This is a genomic window from Lachnoclostridium sp. An76 (assembly GCF_002161355.1).
Classification (GTDB): Bacteria; Bacillota; Clostridia; order Lachnospirales; family Lachnospiraceae; genus Mediterraneibacter; species Mediterraneibacter caccavium.
In genome coordinates, this window is record NZ_NFHL01000001.1 from 701,250 (window position 1) to 715,487 (window position 14,238).

The 14,238-nt window shown below is 51.3% G+C and carries 14 protein-coding genes and 2 pseudogenes; 6 read left to right on the plus strand and 10 right to left on the minus strand.

Annotated features, from left to right (window positions below; all coding sequences use genetic code 11):
- Window positions 1–28: 28 nt before the first annotated feature.
- From B5G27_RS03180 to B5G27_RS03195, 4 genes are read right to left on the minus strand one after another with little or no spacing between them, the layout of a single operon-like run.
- Window positions 29–2,620, minus strand: a complete 2,592-nt coding sequence (locus B5G27_RS03180; RefSeq protein ID WP_206608967.1) for an alpha-L-rhamnosidase — start codon at window positions 2,618–2,620, stop codon at window positions 29–31.
- Window positions 2,617–3,045, minus strand: coding sequence for an MFS transporter (locus B5G27_RS03185; protein ID WP_087177515.1), 429 nt, complete (start codon window positions 3,043–3,045; stop codon window positions 2,617–2,619). Before B5G27_RS03185 ends, B5G27_RS03180 begins: the two co-directional genes overlap by 4 nt.
- Window positions 2,945–3,415, minus strand: a complete 471-nt coding sequence (locus B5G27_RS03190; protein ID WP_162611172.1) for an MFS transporter — start codon at window positions 3,413–3,415, stop codon at window positions 2,945–2,947. The genes B5G27_RS03185 and B5G27_RS03190 overlap by 101 nt, the downstream gene beginning before the upstream one ends.
- A 5-nt stretch (window positions 3,416–3,420) precedes the next feature.
- Window positions 3,421–5,880 carry a glycoside hydrolase family 3 C-terminal domain-containing protein gene (locus B5G27_RS03195; protein WP_087177517.1) on the minus strand — a complete coding sequence of 820 codons (2,460 nt, stop codon included), beginning with the start codon at window positions 5,878–5,880 and terminating at the stop codon, window positions 3,421–3,423.
- Between the two features lie 209 nt (window positions 5,881–6,089).
- Here B5G27_RS03195 and B5G27_RS03200 point away from each other — a divergent pair, with 209 nt between their 5' ends.
- A complete protein-coding gene (locus tag B5G27_RS03200; protein ID WP_087177518.1) occupies window positions 6,090–7,316 on the plus strand; it encodes a helix-turn-helix domain-containing protein in 1,227 nt (408 codons plus the stop codon).
- 5 nt (window positions 7,317–7,321) lie between these two features.
- On the opposite strand, the gene B5G27_RS03205 is transcribed toward B5G27_RS03200, so the two are convergent.
- From B5G27_RS03205 to B5G27_RS03215, 3 genes and pseudogenes are all read right to left on the minus strand, one after another.
- Window positions 7,322–8,986 carry an AAA family ATPase gene (locus B5G27_RS03205; protein ID WP_087177519.1) on the minus strand — a complete coding sequence of 555 codons (1,665 nt, stop codon included), beginning with the start codon at window positions 8,984–8,986 and terminating at the stop codon, window positions 7,322–7,324.
- A gap of 80 nt (window positions 8,987–9,066) precedes the next feature.
- Window positions 9,067–9,771, minus strand: a pseudogene (locus B5G27_RS03210) (tRNA (adenosine(37)-N6)-dimethylallyltransferase); the annotation flags it as partial.
- Between the two features lie 290 nt (window positions 9,772–10,061).
- Window positions 10,062–10,910 carry a hypothetical protein gene (locus B5G27_RS03215; RefSeq protein WP_087177521.1) on the minus strand — a complete coding sequence of 283 codons (849 nt, stop codon included), beginning with the start codon at window positions 10,908–10,910 and terminating at the stop codon, window positions 10,062–10,064.
- A 235-nt stretch (window positions 10,911–11,145) separates the two neighbouring features.
- On the opposite strand from B5G27_RS03215, the gene B5G27_RS15920 reads away from it, so the two are divergent.
- The 4 genes and pseudogenes from B5G27_RS15920 to B5G27_RS17000 all read left to right on the plus strand — a co-directional run bounded on the left by B5G27_RS15920 (window position 11,146) and on the right by B5G27_RS17000 (window position 11,911).
- The gene (locus B5G27_RS15920; RefSeq protein ID WP_162611147.1) at window positions 11,146–11,391 is read left to right on the plus strand and encodes a hypothetical protein; all 246 of its coding nucleotides are present in this window, start codon (window positions 11,146–11,148) and stop codon (window positions 11,389–11,391) included.
- A complete protein-coding gene (locus B5G27_RS16990) occupies window positions 11,315–11,509 on the plus strand; it encodes a DNA-formamidopyrimidine glycosylase family protein (RefSeq protein WP_087177522.1) in 195 nt (64 codons plus the stop codon). Before B5G27_RS15920 ends, B5G27_RS16990 begins: the two co-directional genes overlap by 77 nt.
- A gap of 15 nt (window positions 11,510–11,524) precedes the next feature.
- A pseudogene (locus B5G27_RS16995) lies at window positions 11,525–11,728 on the plus strand (hypothetical protein); the annotation flags it as partial.
- Window positions 11,729–11,806: 78 nt separating this feature from the next.
- Complete coding sequence (locus B5G27_RS17000) at window positions 11,807–11,911, plus strand: zinc finger domain-containing protein (RefSeq protein WP_442911423.1); 105 nt, start codon at window positions 11,807–11,809, stop codon at window positions 11,909–11,911.
- A gap of 18 nt (window positions 11,912–11,929) precedes the next feature.
- On the opposite strand, the gene B5G27_RS03235 is transcribed toward B5G27_RS17000, so the two are convergent.
- The 3 genes from B5G27_RS03235 to B5G27_RS03245 are packed head-to-tail and all read right to left on the minus strand — an operon-like array spanning window position 11,930 to window position 13,388.
- Window positions 11,930–12,466 (minus strand): sensor histidine kinase, encoded by a 537-nt coding sequence (locus tag B5G27_RS03235; protein WP_162611173.1) that lies wholly within the window; start codon window positions 12,464–12,466, stop codon window positions 11,930–11,932.
- 30 nt (window positions 12,467–12,496) lie between these two features.
- On the minus strand, window positions 12,497–12,721 hold the full coding sequence (locus B5G27_RS03240; protein ID WP_087177524.1) for a hypothetical protein: 225 nt from the start codon (window positions 12,719–12,721) through the stop codon (window positions 12,497–12,499).
- A 19-nt stretch (window positions 12,722–12,740) separates the two neighbouring features.
- Complete coding sequence (locus B5G27_RS03245) at window positions 12,741–13,388, minus strand: response regulator transcription factor (RefSeq protein WP_143449644.1); 648 nt, start codon at window positions 13,386–13,388, stop codon at window positions 12,741–12,743.
- Between the two features lie 120 nt (window positions 13,389–13,508).
- On the opposite strand from B5G27_RS03245, the gene B5G27_RS16305 reads away from it, so the two are divergent.
- Window positions 13,509–14,114: an aminotransferase class III-fold pyridoxal phosphate-dependent enzyme gene (locus tag B5G27_RS16305; protein WP_330398960.1), complete on the plus strand. Its 606-nt coding sequence runs from the start codon at window positions 13,509–13,511 to the stop codon at window positions 14,112–14,114.
- Window positions 14,115–14,238: the final 124 nt, after the last annotated feature.

The following is a 14,238-nucleotide window of genomic DNA, read 5'->3' on the forward strand; positions in this document are numbered from 1 at the left end:
ATAGAACAGTGATTTTGTCACTTTGCGGCTATTTTTTCTGAGTCATTTTCTCAGTCTCCGCCATCCACTCATATTTTCCCGCCTTTACCTCAAATGGTTCCATCCCCGGAAGTTCGACACGGGCAGACGTATTCGGCGGTATCTCGGCCGTATATCTCACACCCGCATCACTGCGCTCCCACCGGCAGGCTACAGTTCCGTATATACTGTCGTAAGATGCGCCCGCATAGGTAAAGCTGCCGCCCGGCTTCGGACTGAGCAGGAAGTGGTTCTCCCCGTCGATCCGGATCCCGCACATGGTCTCAAACAGCCACGCGCACACCGTTCCCTTGGAATAATGGTTCAGGGACGCGATCCCGTTCTGCGCCTCTGTCCCCTCCCACGACTCCCAGATGGTCGTGGCGCCGTGCTTCGGCATGAAGAGCCAGCCTGGCATCTCTTCGTTTTCCAGCAGACGGTAGGCATATCCGATATCGATCTCCGAGAGCACATCCAGGATCAGCGGAGTAGAGAGGAATCCCGTCCCCAGCCTCCATCCGTAATGATCCAGCGCCTTCACCAGGCGCTCCTGCGCATATTTCCTGCCTTCCGTATCCAGAAGTCCCATATACAGAGGACGCACCAGCATTGCCTGCCGGTCTGTATCCAGGGTAAACTCAGGCAGGCTGCGGATCGCCTGATAGGATCTGCGCACCTGCCGCGCATATTCCCTGTAAAGGTCAGAATCCGCCTCTTCCCCCAGCTCCGCCGCGATCTCCGCCATGTGCCCCATGACAAAACTGGTATATGCGGTAGATACCTCCGGGTGCGGCAGTACCATGTCCGTCCATTTATTCGGATGGACGTCCGCGGGCTCCGCCCACTCGCCGTAGGACTGCCCCGCATTGACCGCGTACTTCCTGTACCCGTGCGGGATCCGCAGAGGCTTCGACAGAAGAGTATGCTTCCCGCAGCGCTTTATCATGAACCGGGCATACTTCTTCATCCCCTTATAATATTTCTCCAGTATGGAGCGGTCCCCGTACCTCTTCCAGAACCGATAGGGGATCAGGATACCTGCGTCCGCCCACCCCACGGATCCGTTCATGGCATCCATATAAAAATCCACTCCGCCCTCCGGGACGATCTGAGGGAGGCATCCGTCCTTTCTCTGCCAGTCGTACATATCCTGCACGTATTTTCTGAAAAACGCAGCGCAGTCGAACAGCCAGCCCGCTGTGTCAAAGAAGATCTGGGCATCGCCTGTCCAGCCGTGCCGCTCCCGGGTCGGACAGTCTGTCGGGATATCCAGGAAATTGCTCCTGGCCGACCAGACCGTGCTCTCCACGAACTGATCGAGCAGGGCGTTTGAGCTTTTGAAAAATCCCGTCCGCCGCAGGTCCGAGTAAACAGCCACAGCTGTGAACTCCGCATCTTCCAGATCCGAAAGATCGTCCGCACTGACCTCACAGTAGCGGAACCCAAACACGGCAAACCTGGTCTTGTACACATTGAGCCCTTTCCTGCACCTGTATATGATCCTCTGAAGAGGTGTTGTCTTCTTTCTGCTGCTGCACTGGATATTTTTCTGTGTCAGTTCGCCATTTTCATCCAGCATCTCCCCGAATCTCAGGATCATTTTCCCGGTCCGCTCCGCCCGGAAGGAAAAACGGATATAACCTGCCATATTCTGCCCGAAATCAAGGAGAAGTTTTCCGGACGGCGTCTTTGTCCGGACCGGGGTGAACTGCTCATGCTCCGTGACCGGCACATTGTCCGAAGCAGACGGGACCACGCCGCAGGACGTCACTCTCGCCTTTCCGGAATAAGAAGGCTCCCTGCCTGCATCCACGATCTCCCCGTCCTTGTTGTCCGCAAACCGGATGGGCCCGTCAGAAGACCATTCCCAGCTTCCGTCTGATGCAATAGTCTCCCCGGATCCGTCCGGGAAGGTCAGCTCCAGCTGCGCCAGCAGTTTTGTTTCTGTGCCGTACTGGTTCCGCAGGCCCCATGCGCCTGTGCTTCCCCTGTACCAGCCGTCCGCCAGCTGGAAAGTCAGCTCATTTTCTCCGTCTTTCAGCAGTTCCGTCACATCATACGTCTGGTACTGGATGCGCTTCTTATAGTCCGTGACTCCCGGGGCAAGGACAAAATTTCCTGCCTTCCTGCCATTTATACAGCCCTCATATACTCCGCATGCAGAGGCGTAGAGCCTGGCTTTCACTGCGCCTCTGCATGCAAAGCGTTTCCGGAAGCAGTCTGCCGGATATCTTTTCTTCGGATCCGCCTTATAATCCCCGGTGATCCAGGATGCCTTCCAATCCGAAGGGGACAGAAGGCCGATCTCAAACGAAGCCTCATCAGACCATCCGCCCTGACTGTCCGTCTCATCCCACAGGCGTACCTTCCAGAGCACACGGGTACGGCTTTTCAGCGGACTGCCGGAATAGACAGCCCTCATGCTGCTTCCTGACACCTTCCCTGTATCCCACAGGATCCGGCCGCTGTCATCCCTGCATACGATCTGGTATGCATTCTGCACGGTCCCGCCCCCGCAGTTCCAGAACAGACGCGGCTCTACAATATCGATCCCCATCGGATCTCTCAGATATTCTGTCTTTAGATTTACTGCTCTCATCATTTTCCTCCGTTCTCTTTCCTTGCCCTGATCTCCGCCTGCTCTCTTTCGATGTCTTTCTCAACATTTAAAAATTTCAGAAGGATGACCATGAGCACTGCTGTGATAACTTCCAGCCCTACGAAAAAGAAAATAAACACATTCTGCGTGGCAGCATTCTGCACAAATCCTACCGTAGTATTTGTAAGAGCGTCGTATTCCGGGGCAATATATCCGGACAGGGACAGGCAGAGATTCAGGATCCCTGCACTGATCCCCACACAGACTGTGGCGATTATGGTATTGACGGATGTGGAGATCCCGTCGCAGCGGAACCCGTATTTCCACTCAATATGATCCAGCACATCCGCAAAGAGTGCCATAAACACATAGGCAGACGGCAGGCCGCCGATATTCTTGATAAACTGCCCGGTCAGCACGACCCCCATGCTCCGCGGCGCCCGGCACGGTAAACAGCAGGATCGCTGTGACTGGCATCAGGATCGCCGACAGGAGCAGCCAGGGACGCGCTTTGCCTTCTTTTGACCTCGTGTGGTCAATGATCCTCCCCATGATCACATTGGTAACAGCATCAATAATTTTGGAGACGATCGGGAACACCATCAGGAAGGCGCCGCCCCAGACCCCGGTCAGCTTCAGTACGTCTGTGTAAAATACGTTCAGATAAGTGGCAAGGACCGCATTGAGCAAAAGGGCACCGCTCGGTCCCGCCAGATAGCCCAGCCACTTCTCCTTCCGGGAAATATGCTCTGTCCGGATGCGCGAAGCCGGAAGTTTCTTTATCGTGATCTCTCTCATTAGCCTCATTTCCTTTCATCTTTTTTCTTTTCTGTCTGATTCTTCGGCAGTTCCGGCACTCTCACCGGGGAGAGGAAATACCGGATCCCCCGCAGCAGATGTCCGTTCGCCAGTTCCCGGAAGCCGCAGGCGAAATGGTAGGGCATGGACCTGCCCGCTGACATGGACATACTGATCAGGGAATTGGACTCCAGGATCCTCTTTAAGAATACCGCGCCTTTGCGTTTATTGTCTTTGTCCGTTCCCTCCGGCATACGCTCCGCCTCTTTCCTCTGCTTCTCCGCAACACTCAGCACAGCGCGGAAGAGGATCCTGCCGAAAAACGACTGGTTCAGGTCCGTAAACCTGGATTCCAGAGTCACAGGCCGGGACGGCAGCGGCTGTGGGACCGTCACACCGCTCATCCCGGTAAATACCTCATCCGTCACTTTTTCCAGATCCGCGTGCCCGTAGATTTCCTCCGCTTCCGGGCTGTAAGGAGGATCTGCCTCTTCCCCTGCAAGGGATACCGTCTCCGAAAGCATCACTGTACAGCAGTCCCGGCAGAGCTGGAATCCATACTTCCCGGGCTCCAGGATCCATCTCTTCTTCCCGGTATGATAGTACCGCAGATCATCCGTCTTTACCGCAAGTGTAACCTGCACACTCTCCCCGGCTTTGACGTAGACTTTCCGGAATGCCCTCAGTTCTTTCTCCGGCTTGAAAATCCGGGTGCGTGGAGCACTGACATAGAGCTGTACGACCTCAGCGCCGTCCCGCAGCCCCGTATTCTCCACCATGCAGGTGACCCGGAACCCCTCTTCTGTCTCTTCGACCTGCATCTCTCTGTAGTCGAATGTCGTGTAGGACAGGCCGTATCCAAAAGGAAACCGCACCCTCTTCCCTGCTGTCAGATAATAGCGGTACCCCACATACACACTTTCCCTGTATATCTCGCGGATCTCCTTTCCGAACGATCCGGAAAACGGAACATCCTCATACGAGACGGGCCATGTCTCCGCCAGACGGCCGGAAGGATTGGCATCCCCGTATAGCAGCCGCACTGCGGCAGTACCTCCGTTCTGCCCCGGAAGGAACATGTGCAGGATCGCCTGCACCTGATCCGCAAACGGAAGTTCCACAGCCGAGCCGCCAAAGAGCACGACCGCGGTCTTCTTCCCGGTCTCTGCAAGCGCCCGGATCAGCTCCAGCTGGTTCTCCGGCAGGCGCATATCCGCCCGGTCACAGCCCTCGCTCTCCACATCGTCCGTAAGCCCGGCAAATACCAGCACTGTATCATATCCCTCAGCGCGCTCCACAGCCTCCCTGACCAGCCCAAAGTCCGCTGCAGTGCTGTTCACCCTGTACCCCGGAACATATTCATAAGAAAGTTGCCTCTCTTCAAAGGCATCTTTCACCGTTGTGACCCGGGTGGGATGGATCATGGAGCTCCCGGCTCCCTGATAGCGCATTTTCTCAAAGAGCTCTCCTGCGACAAGGATCTTTTCCCCTTCTTTCAACGGAAGAATCCCGTTGTTTTTCAGGAGCACTGCCGAATCCTCCGCCGCCCGGGCCGCCAGTGCATGGTGTGCTTCCCAGTCCACGGACTCTGCTTTTTCTGTCCCTGTATACCTGCTGACCCATTTCAGGATATTCCTTACTGCCTGATCCAGAACATCCATGGACAGCTTCCCCTCCCTGACAGCGTCCAGGATCCACCGCCTGCAGATGGCAGTGTCCCCCGGCATCTCCAGGTCCAGTCCTGCTTTCAGGCTTTTCACCCGGTTGTGCATAGCTCCCCAGTCTGTCATGACAACGCCGTCAAATCCCCACTCTTTCCGAAGCACCTTCGTCAAAAGCCATCTGTTTTCCGAACAGTACGTCCCGTTGATCTGATTGTAGGCACACATCATGGACGCCGGAGCCGTCTCCTTAACGATCTGTTCAAAGGCTTTCAGGTAGATCTCCCTTGCAGCGCGCTCGTCCACGATGCTGTTGCCCATAAACCGATAGTTTTCACTGTTGTTCAAAGCGAAATGCTTCACAGATACGCCCACTCCCTGGGACTGCACACCCTGGACCTCCGCCGTGCCCATGGAGCCTGCCAGGAGCGGATCCTCGGAAAAATACTCAAAATTCCGGCCGCACAGCGGATTCCTCTTGATGTTCACTCCGGGTCCGAGAAGGACATGCACGCCATAATATCTGCACTCTTCCCCGATGGCCCGCCCGATCCTGCGCGCAGTCTCCGGGTTCCATGACGAAGCGGCTGTCACAGCCGTGGGGAACGCTGTTGCCGGTTCACTCTGGGCGATGCCGTTGTCCTGCTCTCCTGTCTGTTTCCGCAGACCGTGAGGCCCGTCCGCCATACACAGAGAAGGGATCCCGAGGCGCGGGATGGGATTCGTGTACATAAAATCCGTGCCCGACACAAGAGCCGCCTTCTCTTCTGTAGTCATTTTCCCGATCAGTTTTTCAATATCCATACATCCATCCTCTTGACCTGTATTTTTGTAAATTTTGGTAAACTATCCGTGGTGATCTGATCTGTAAAATACTGACAGTGATCTATCATCAATCTTATCACATGGGCATACACTTATCTTGCATATCTGTATTTTCTTTTGTATAATTGTGTCTGATAATACGGATTTCAAAGAACTTTGCGCATGAGGTTAAAAAGGAGGGAACTGCCATGTCTGATAACCGGAAAACCGAGGAAACACTCCGCTATATCTGCACGATGATCGGGAATCTTTCCGGCGTGCCGATCCGCATCTACAAAAACAGGAGCCTCATCTTTTCCCACTCTGTCGTGTGGCTGCCTGTAGATCCCATCTGCCTGTGCGAAGACGAGATCCTGGACATCCGCTCCCACATCGGTTACTACACCGCCCAGTTTTTCTATTCCTACGGGATCGTAAATTATGAAGATTACAGCATCATTTCCGGGCCAACCAGGCTGACCTCCGCAAGGGTCCAGGAACTCCGGGAGCTCGCTTTCCTCGCCGGGGTGCCGTCCGAAGAAACGGATGCTTTCGTCTCCGGCATGAGAGCGGTCATCTCCCTGCCGCTGGAAAGCCTGCTGCAGATGCTCCTGTCGGTAAACTTTTTCTTAAATGAAGAAATGCTTGAGATCACAGACCTGACGATCCGCGAAGATGAACAGCAGATGTACAATGCCCAGCTCGGCAGGGAACATGCGGAGCACAGATATGATCAGGATCTCCTTGACCCTGCTGCCCAGGAAGTACACAACACTTACAGGACCGAGCAGACACTTCTGGATCTGATCGAAAAAGGCGACGTCGGCGCACTGGATGAATGGCTGAAGGATGCTCCTGCGGTACGTCCCGGCAGCATAGCTCCCGATCAGCTCCGCCAGGTCAAAAATACGCTGATCGTGACAGCCACTCTCGCATCCCGGGCGGCGGTCCGGGGCGGGATGGACGTGGAGGACGCGTTTTCCCTGAGCGACGCCTATATCCGGAAATGCGAGCTCCTGCAGACACCGGACCGGATCATAAACCTCCAGTATCACATGGTCCTGGACTTTACCTCACAGGTGTCAAACCTTAAACTCCACGGGAATTCCTCCGCCCTGGCAGCGGCTGTGGCTGAGTATGTGCGCCACCACCTGTCGGACCCTGTCTCCACAGAAAAAATTGCAGAAAAACTGCACTTCAGCCGGACATGGCTGTCCAGGAAATTCCACGAGGAAACAGGCATCCCCCTGTCGGACTTTATCCGTATCAAAAAAACAGAGGAAGCGCAGCGCCTCCTCCGTTATACGGACAAATCTTTAAGAGAGATCAGTGTTTATCTCGGGTATTCTTCCCAGAGCCATTTCCAGACTGTCTTTAAAAAGCAGCTCGGAGTGACTCCCATGCAGTACCGCAGGAATCCGCCCGACCGCTCCTGATACAGTTATTTTACCATGCACTCTTTTCTGTAGAAGGCGATCCCGTACTTCAGGATATTGGAATACCCTTCCTGCCTCAGAGCCTCCTCATACTTCTGCTCGTCGATCTGCCGGAGCGCCTCGTCACACTTGCTTTCCAGCTCCTGGTACGTGCGGGCCACCTTGATCTCGAGGATAACCGCCTTACCGCGGACGCTGGGGTATTTCAGCACGATATCCGGCCTTCCGTTGCCGGATTCCCGGTTGGAGAGTACGATGTAGTTCCCGATATTTTTCAGCATCCCTGCCAGGAATCCATGATAGTAGCTCTCCTGATAGTCATAAAAGCTGATCGTCTCCATCAGATTTTCTGAGAGGATCTCAGCCATTTTCTCCCGGTCACCGTCAAGGATACTCTCATAGAGCGGTGAGAGTTCTTTCTTCTTCGTCTTTTCCTCAAACCAGCGCAGAACAGTGTTTTTATAGATATAACGCACCTCGCTGTTTGGGATCGCCATCTCCACAAGGATCTCCTCACCATCCTGATGCTCGCTGATCTTCTTCAGATAGCCGGTGAAGAACAGAAAATTCCAGAGATTGTCCTGGGTAGAATCCATGTCGTCGTAAGTGATATCCTCGTGGATTGGCTTGGTGATGGTCTTTCCCTCGATCAGGGCTTCGATCTCCTGCTTTACCGAAAGGTCCGCCCGCTCCACGAGTGTGCGCACAATGCTGTTGGAGCTGGTATTGGACCAGTAAGGCTTCAGCAGTGCATTTTTATCTTTATAACAGGAATTCACATAGCTGATAACACTCCACGGATTATACACCTCTGTATCCCCAAACTGATATCCGTCATACCATGTTTTAACCGCACTGTGATTCTTCTCAAGGCCATAATGTTTCAATATCTGATCCACTTCACTTTGAGTAAATCCGAAATGTTCCGCGTAAGTTGTATCCATGATCGAGACAACGTTCAGATTATTTAATCCAGTAAAAATAGATTCCTTGCTGATCCTCAGACAGCCTGTCACTACGGCAAATTCCAGCGTATCATTTGTCTTCAGCGCCGACTCGAACAGCGAACGGATCAGCACCGCCATCCTGTCATAAAAGCCGTTGAAATACGCATTTTCCAATGGCACATCATACTCATCGATCAGGATGACTGTCTTGCGTCCGTAAAAAAAGTACAGGCATTCTGAGAGAAATTTTAATGCTGTGAGATATTCGTCATCTTCCGCTGTACCTGCTGCAAAGCGATGATATTTCAGCCGGATCTCCTCGGTTTCAATCCCCTCTGACAGATTGCGGTGCCGGTTAAATTCTCTTGAGATATCTTCTTTCAGACAATAAAATGCGGATTTATAGCTTGCCTGTTTCATAGATTTCAGCGACAGGGAGATCACGGGATACTGTCCCATCTCTTCGATATATTTTTCCCCTGCATCCATGATCTTAGTCCCTGCAAACAGACGGGAGCGGTCCTCGTCAGATATCTCGTAAAAATATCTCAGCATGCTCATATTCAGCGTCTTCCCAAAGCGTCTCGGGCGGGTGAAAAGGTTGACTTCCCCGTGCATGTCAATGAGATCTTTGATGAACAGTGTCTTATCTACATAGTAATATCCTCTGTCCCTTAATTTTTCAAAATTGTCAACGCCTATCGGCAGCGGCGTCCATTCCATACAAAAAGCCCCCTTTCCATCTGTAGTACCATCTTACTACGTTTGGAAAGGAGGCGCAATGCGGTTCTCATCGATGCATACTATTTTTTCAAAAAGCGATCTAATAATTTACACGCCTGCTCAAAGTATTCCCGTTCCATATCGAGCCAGTGGATCGCCGTATCTCTTCTAAACCAGGTCATCTGTCTTTTTGCAAACCGCTTAATGGCCTGTGACAAATGATCATAAAACTCTTCAAACGAAGGATATTTTCCATCCAGATAGTCCGCTACATAGCGGTATTCCAGCCCGAGACGATATAGATATTCCGGGGAATTACCTGCCGCCAGATAGCACTGTACTTCATCGATCATCCCCTGATCCAGCCTCTGCTTCAGCCTTTCATCAATTCTGCGATGTAAAATACTTTTTTCCCATGTAACGCCAAGCTGCAGTGCTTTATATCGGGGAGAATTCTGTGCTGTCAGTTTTTCTCCGTTCCTAGTCTTTTCCAATAGTCTGATCAGCCGTCTCTTATTGTTTCTGTCAGAATTATTTTCACCTAAAAACGTTTTTGCCTCGTCCGAAAGCATATCCTGAAGTTCTTCCAGTGATTTTTTCTCCAGCTCATTCCGATATGCTGGATCTATCGTTTCCTCCTGAAAGTCATATCCACGCACTACTGAAGAAATATAAAGCCCGGTCCCGCCGACAAGAAAAGGAATATGTCCTCTCTGTAAAATCTGATCGATCACTTCGTATGCTGCTTTTTGGTAATCTGCAACAGAATAGGGTTCCTCTATATCACAAACATCAAGATATTCCTAAGATTGCCAGATAACAGATACACTTTATTAAACTGTCCATCTTTACTCCTTGATCGTTACAGTTTCCCTCTGTAATCTTTGATTCGATTTATTTCTTTTCATTTCTGATACATCTATGATAACTTCGTAACTTCAACTAAACTTCAACAGAACCTCAACATTTGTTGATATTTCCGGTGACATAACAAAACTCCGCCTTTCAGGTATCCCTGTATGGTTTAGGATTCCTGAAAGGCGGAGTCTTTATATTTTATTATTCCGGTAGATCTTTAGCTCTGCTCCATCTCTCTGCGGATCAATTCGATCTCCCCCTCATTTAAACCGCTTGCTTCTTTGATCGTCTTAATATCCACACCTGCCTTTAAAAATGCAAAGATCATTTCACGTTTTCCCTGTTTCATTCCTTCTGTTCTTCCTCTGCTGTCCGCTTCTTTCAGCTCTTCCGCAAAAAGTTCGTTTAATGCATCACACATCTTCTTTTCCACCTCCATCTGTTCCCAGTTTGCCCTTGTGATCAGATTCATCACAGCAGCATAATCTTTCGATTTTCTGTGTTTCTCATATTCTCTCATCAGTTTCCGTATCTCTTCGCCTGCGCGAAGATCAGTCCTCATGCTTTGGATCCAGTAATTCTCCCCGTCTGACAGTTCAGGCGTAATCAGAAGCTGCATGAGGATGGGATCTCCCGTGATATAATAGATTCCGGCTCCCTGATACTCTGCATGCATTCCCCTGACATTTTCCAGATGTTTCAGTAATTCTCTCGGATAATGGCTGCACACAAAGGTGAGAGTCAGTTCTTCCGGATCGATCTCTTTAATCCTGTCTGTGTTGGACTGATAAATACAGGCATAGCCGTATACTTTGTAAAAATCATTCACGCTCAGGCTGTCGTCAGGCGATTTGTACTCTATGATATTATGTTTCCTGAAGACCCGCCCGATCGTCTTCTTTATCTGAACTTCCTGAAGTTTTTTGATAATAAGTATATCCATCTGCAGAGGCTTTTTGCTCAACAAGTGTTCTTCATGCATCTCCAGATACTGCATCTCATCCTGCAGCGTGATACGCAGCGCGGCGCCAAATGCCGGATGCCATTGTAGTTTTGTTTTATCCATTTTCTCTCCCTTAAGTATAATACATCCTGTTTCCATGTCGCAATGTAAAATTTCGGATTGTTCTTAAAAGTCGTCCGCCACATCACATGGGCAGAAGACACGGCCATGTCTATGTTTACGCCAAAGGAGCAGGAACAGCTCATCGCCCTCTCACGGACATTTACAAAAAATCTGGCAGAGCTGATCAACAGAGAAACGGAGGATTGAAGGATGGAATTTTACGAAGCAGTATACCATGCTGAAAGAAGCGCCCTATGTCATTATCCCTGTATTCCGGTCAAAGGGCTTAAACGGCGAATATGTTTCCAAACTGAATCCTTTTGCCACCATCTGGTGTGTGATCGAAAATATCTTTCTGGCGGCAACATCTGAAAAACGACAGCCGGATCATCCTGCATCTGCGCATGACAGGCTGCCTGCTTGCCGCGCCGCCCGACCACCCGATGGAAAAACATACCCATATGATTCTGCGGCTGGATAGTGGGACTGAACTGCACTTTTCCGATACCCGCCGCTTCGGGCGCTTCTGGCTGATCCAAAACGGCGAAGAAGATACATACAGCGGAATCGGCAAATTGGGATTGGAGCCCTTTGACTAAAAATTCGGTGCTGAATATCTGCAGGATAAACTGGGGAGACGAAAAAAGGCGATCAAAGAATGTCTGCTCGACCAGAGCGTAATTGCCGGGATCGGCAATATTTACTCCGATGAAATCCTGTTTCGGGCAAAGATCAGACCTGCCCGCCCGGCAAACAGCCTGACAGAGGAAGAATGGCAGCGCCTTGCCGCGGAAATTCCGAAATGTCTGTCTTATTTTATAGAGAAAAACCGGATCTCACCGGAAGAATATCTGCAGGGCAAAGGGCAGGACTATCGCAATACTCCTTTCCTGCAGGTGTACGGGCATGGCGGGGAGCCATGCCAAAACTGCGGTACAACGCTTGTTCGTACCGTCATTAGCGGCAGGAGCAGCGTTTACTGTCCTGCCTGCCAGAAGTAAAGAGATTCAAAATAAGGATTATTTTTCACTTTCCTTTACCACCGGAAGGATCACAGAGAAACGGCATCCTCCTGTCCGGCAGTTTTCCACTTCGATCCTTCCCTGATGGATCAGCAGGATCCTCTGTGCCAGCGCTAGGCCAAGCCCGTTCCCTTCTTCCTTGTGAGCAGTGTCGGTCTGATAAAATTTATCAAAAATCCGTTTCAGATCCGGCTCCGCGATCCCGCATCCATGATCCCGCACGGAAACAAGGATATTTTGCTCCGAAGCGGTCAGGCGGATCCGTATGCTTCCTCCCTTTGGGCTGAATTTCACGGCATTGTCAATGAGATTCAGCCAGACATGCAGAAGGAGCGGCTCATTTCCGGTGTAAGCAACTGTCTCTAATTCCGCTTCCAGATTGATTTCCTTTTCCGTCCACTTTGTCTCCAGAGCCAGGATTGCCTGCCGGATCTGTTCGTCCAGCCGGAACTTCTCCTTCCTGGAGAGGATCGCCTGATTCTCGATTCTGGAAAGCAGAAGGATATTGCTGACCAGGCCGGACAGCCGTCTCACATTGTATACGATCTTGTCCGTATACTCTGCCTATCCGTCTATGGCGCTGATGGGCGTCTTAAATTCATGGGAAACATTGGATACAAAATCCATCTGAAGCGTCTCTGTAGCCGCCAGCTCTCTGACCATCAGGTTAAAATCCCCGTACAGTTTCCGTATCTCGCTGAGTTTGCTGCTGGTTTCCAGTTTTACTGTGAAATCCCCCTGAGCGACTTTGCTCATTAAAAGAAATAAAAATCCAGGCTGTAATTCCATTTCCCTTTCCCTGTTTTTTTCACAGTTTCACCACCTTGTACCCCACGCCCTGGATAGTCACGATCCGAAAGTCCTGATTATCCCGGAAGCGCTCCCGGAGTCTCCCGATATGGACGTCCACGGTATAGGTATCGCTTTCCGCCTCGTACCCCCAGATGTCATCCATGATCTGCTGCCTGGTAAATGTACGCCCTGGGGAAGACGCCATCTTATATAAGATCATGAACTCCTTCTGCGGCAGTACACAGGAATCCTTTTCCGTGACCACGGTCAGCGAATCCAGGAGCAGTTCCGTGCCGCCTAAGACCAGTTTCTGCTCATTGATCATCTGCGCACGGCGCAGCAGCGCCCCCACCCACAAAACCATTTCATTGACATTGATGGGTTTTACCATGTAATCGTCCGTGCCTGAGAGAAATCCTTTGCGCATGTCATCAAAAGCATCCTTTGCGGTGATCATGAGCACCGGCGTCTGGTTCCCCGCTTCCCGGAGAGCGCGCACCAGTTCGTACCCGTCCATGACCGGCATCATGATATCTGAGATGATCAGATCCGCATACTCTTTTTCCAGCGCCTCAAGAGCCGCTTTTCCGTCCTCTACACCTCTTACACGGTATCCGTTCTGTATCAAAAGCTCCAAAGCTGGCTTCCGGGAGATCTGGATCACTGCTTTTTCTCTGACTCCGGCAGCGTTGCTGTGGAAGTCGCCCTGGAACAGGCTTTTGCACAGTACCACGACCGCCTGAACTGTTTTATCGTCGAGCCTCTGCTGCAGGGTGCGGGCGGTATGAGGATGTACGGCGTCTCCTTCCTGGAACGCGCGCGCGAACTTTGCGACCAATACGGTGTGCTCCTTGTATTCGACGAAGTTGCCACAGGATTCGGACGTACCGGAAACCGCTTTGCCGCGGATCTGGTCCTGCCGGATATCCTTGTCCTCGGCAAAGCTCTGACCGGCGGATATATCGGACATGCCGTGACAGTTGCAAACCGAAAAGTATACGAGGGCTTTTATGATGGCGATCCCTCCCACGCCCTGATGCACGGGCCTACCTTTATGGGCAACGCCCTGGTCTGCAGCGTGGCATTGAAATCCATAGAATTATTTGAAAAACAGGACTATATGTCTAAGATCCGCAGGATCGAAGAGATCACCCGGCGTGAAATGGAAGGTTTCTCCGACCCGCGCATTAAGGAGATCCGGATCATGGGCGCCTGCGTATGCATAGAAGTATATGATCCTGACACTATCAGGGGATATCAGCAGTTTGCTTATGAACACGGCGTGTTCAGCCGCCCGTTCCTGGATTATATGTATGCAATGGTCCCCTATGTGATCCGGGAGGAAGAACTGGTCAAAGTCCTGCAGACGATGAAGGAATGGTTCTCCTGATTTCCCGGCCGGGCTTTGGGAGCATCGGATCACCTGGAATTTCAGGCCTGAAAACAGCAGGCACCGGATCTTATTCGTGATCTGGTGCCTGTTACTGTTACACTTTCTTTCTGTAGTTTTTCGT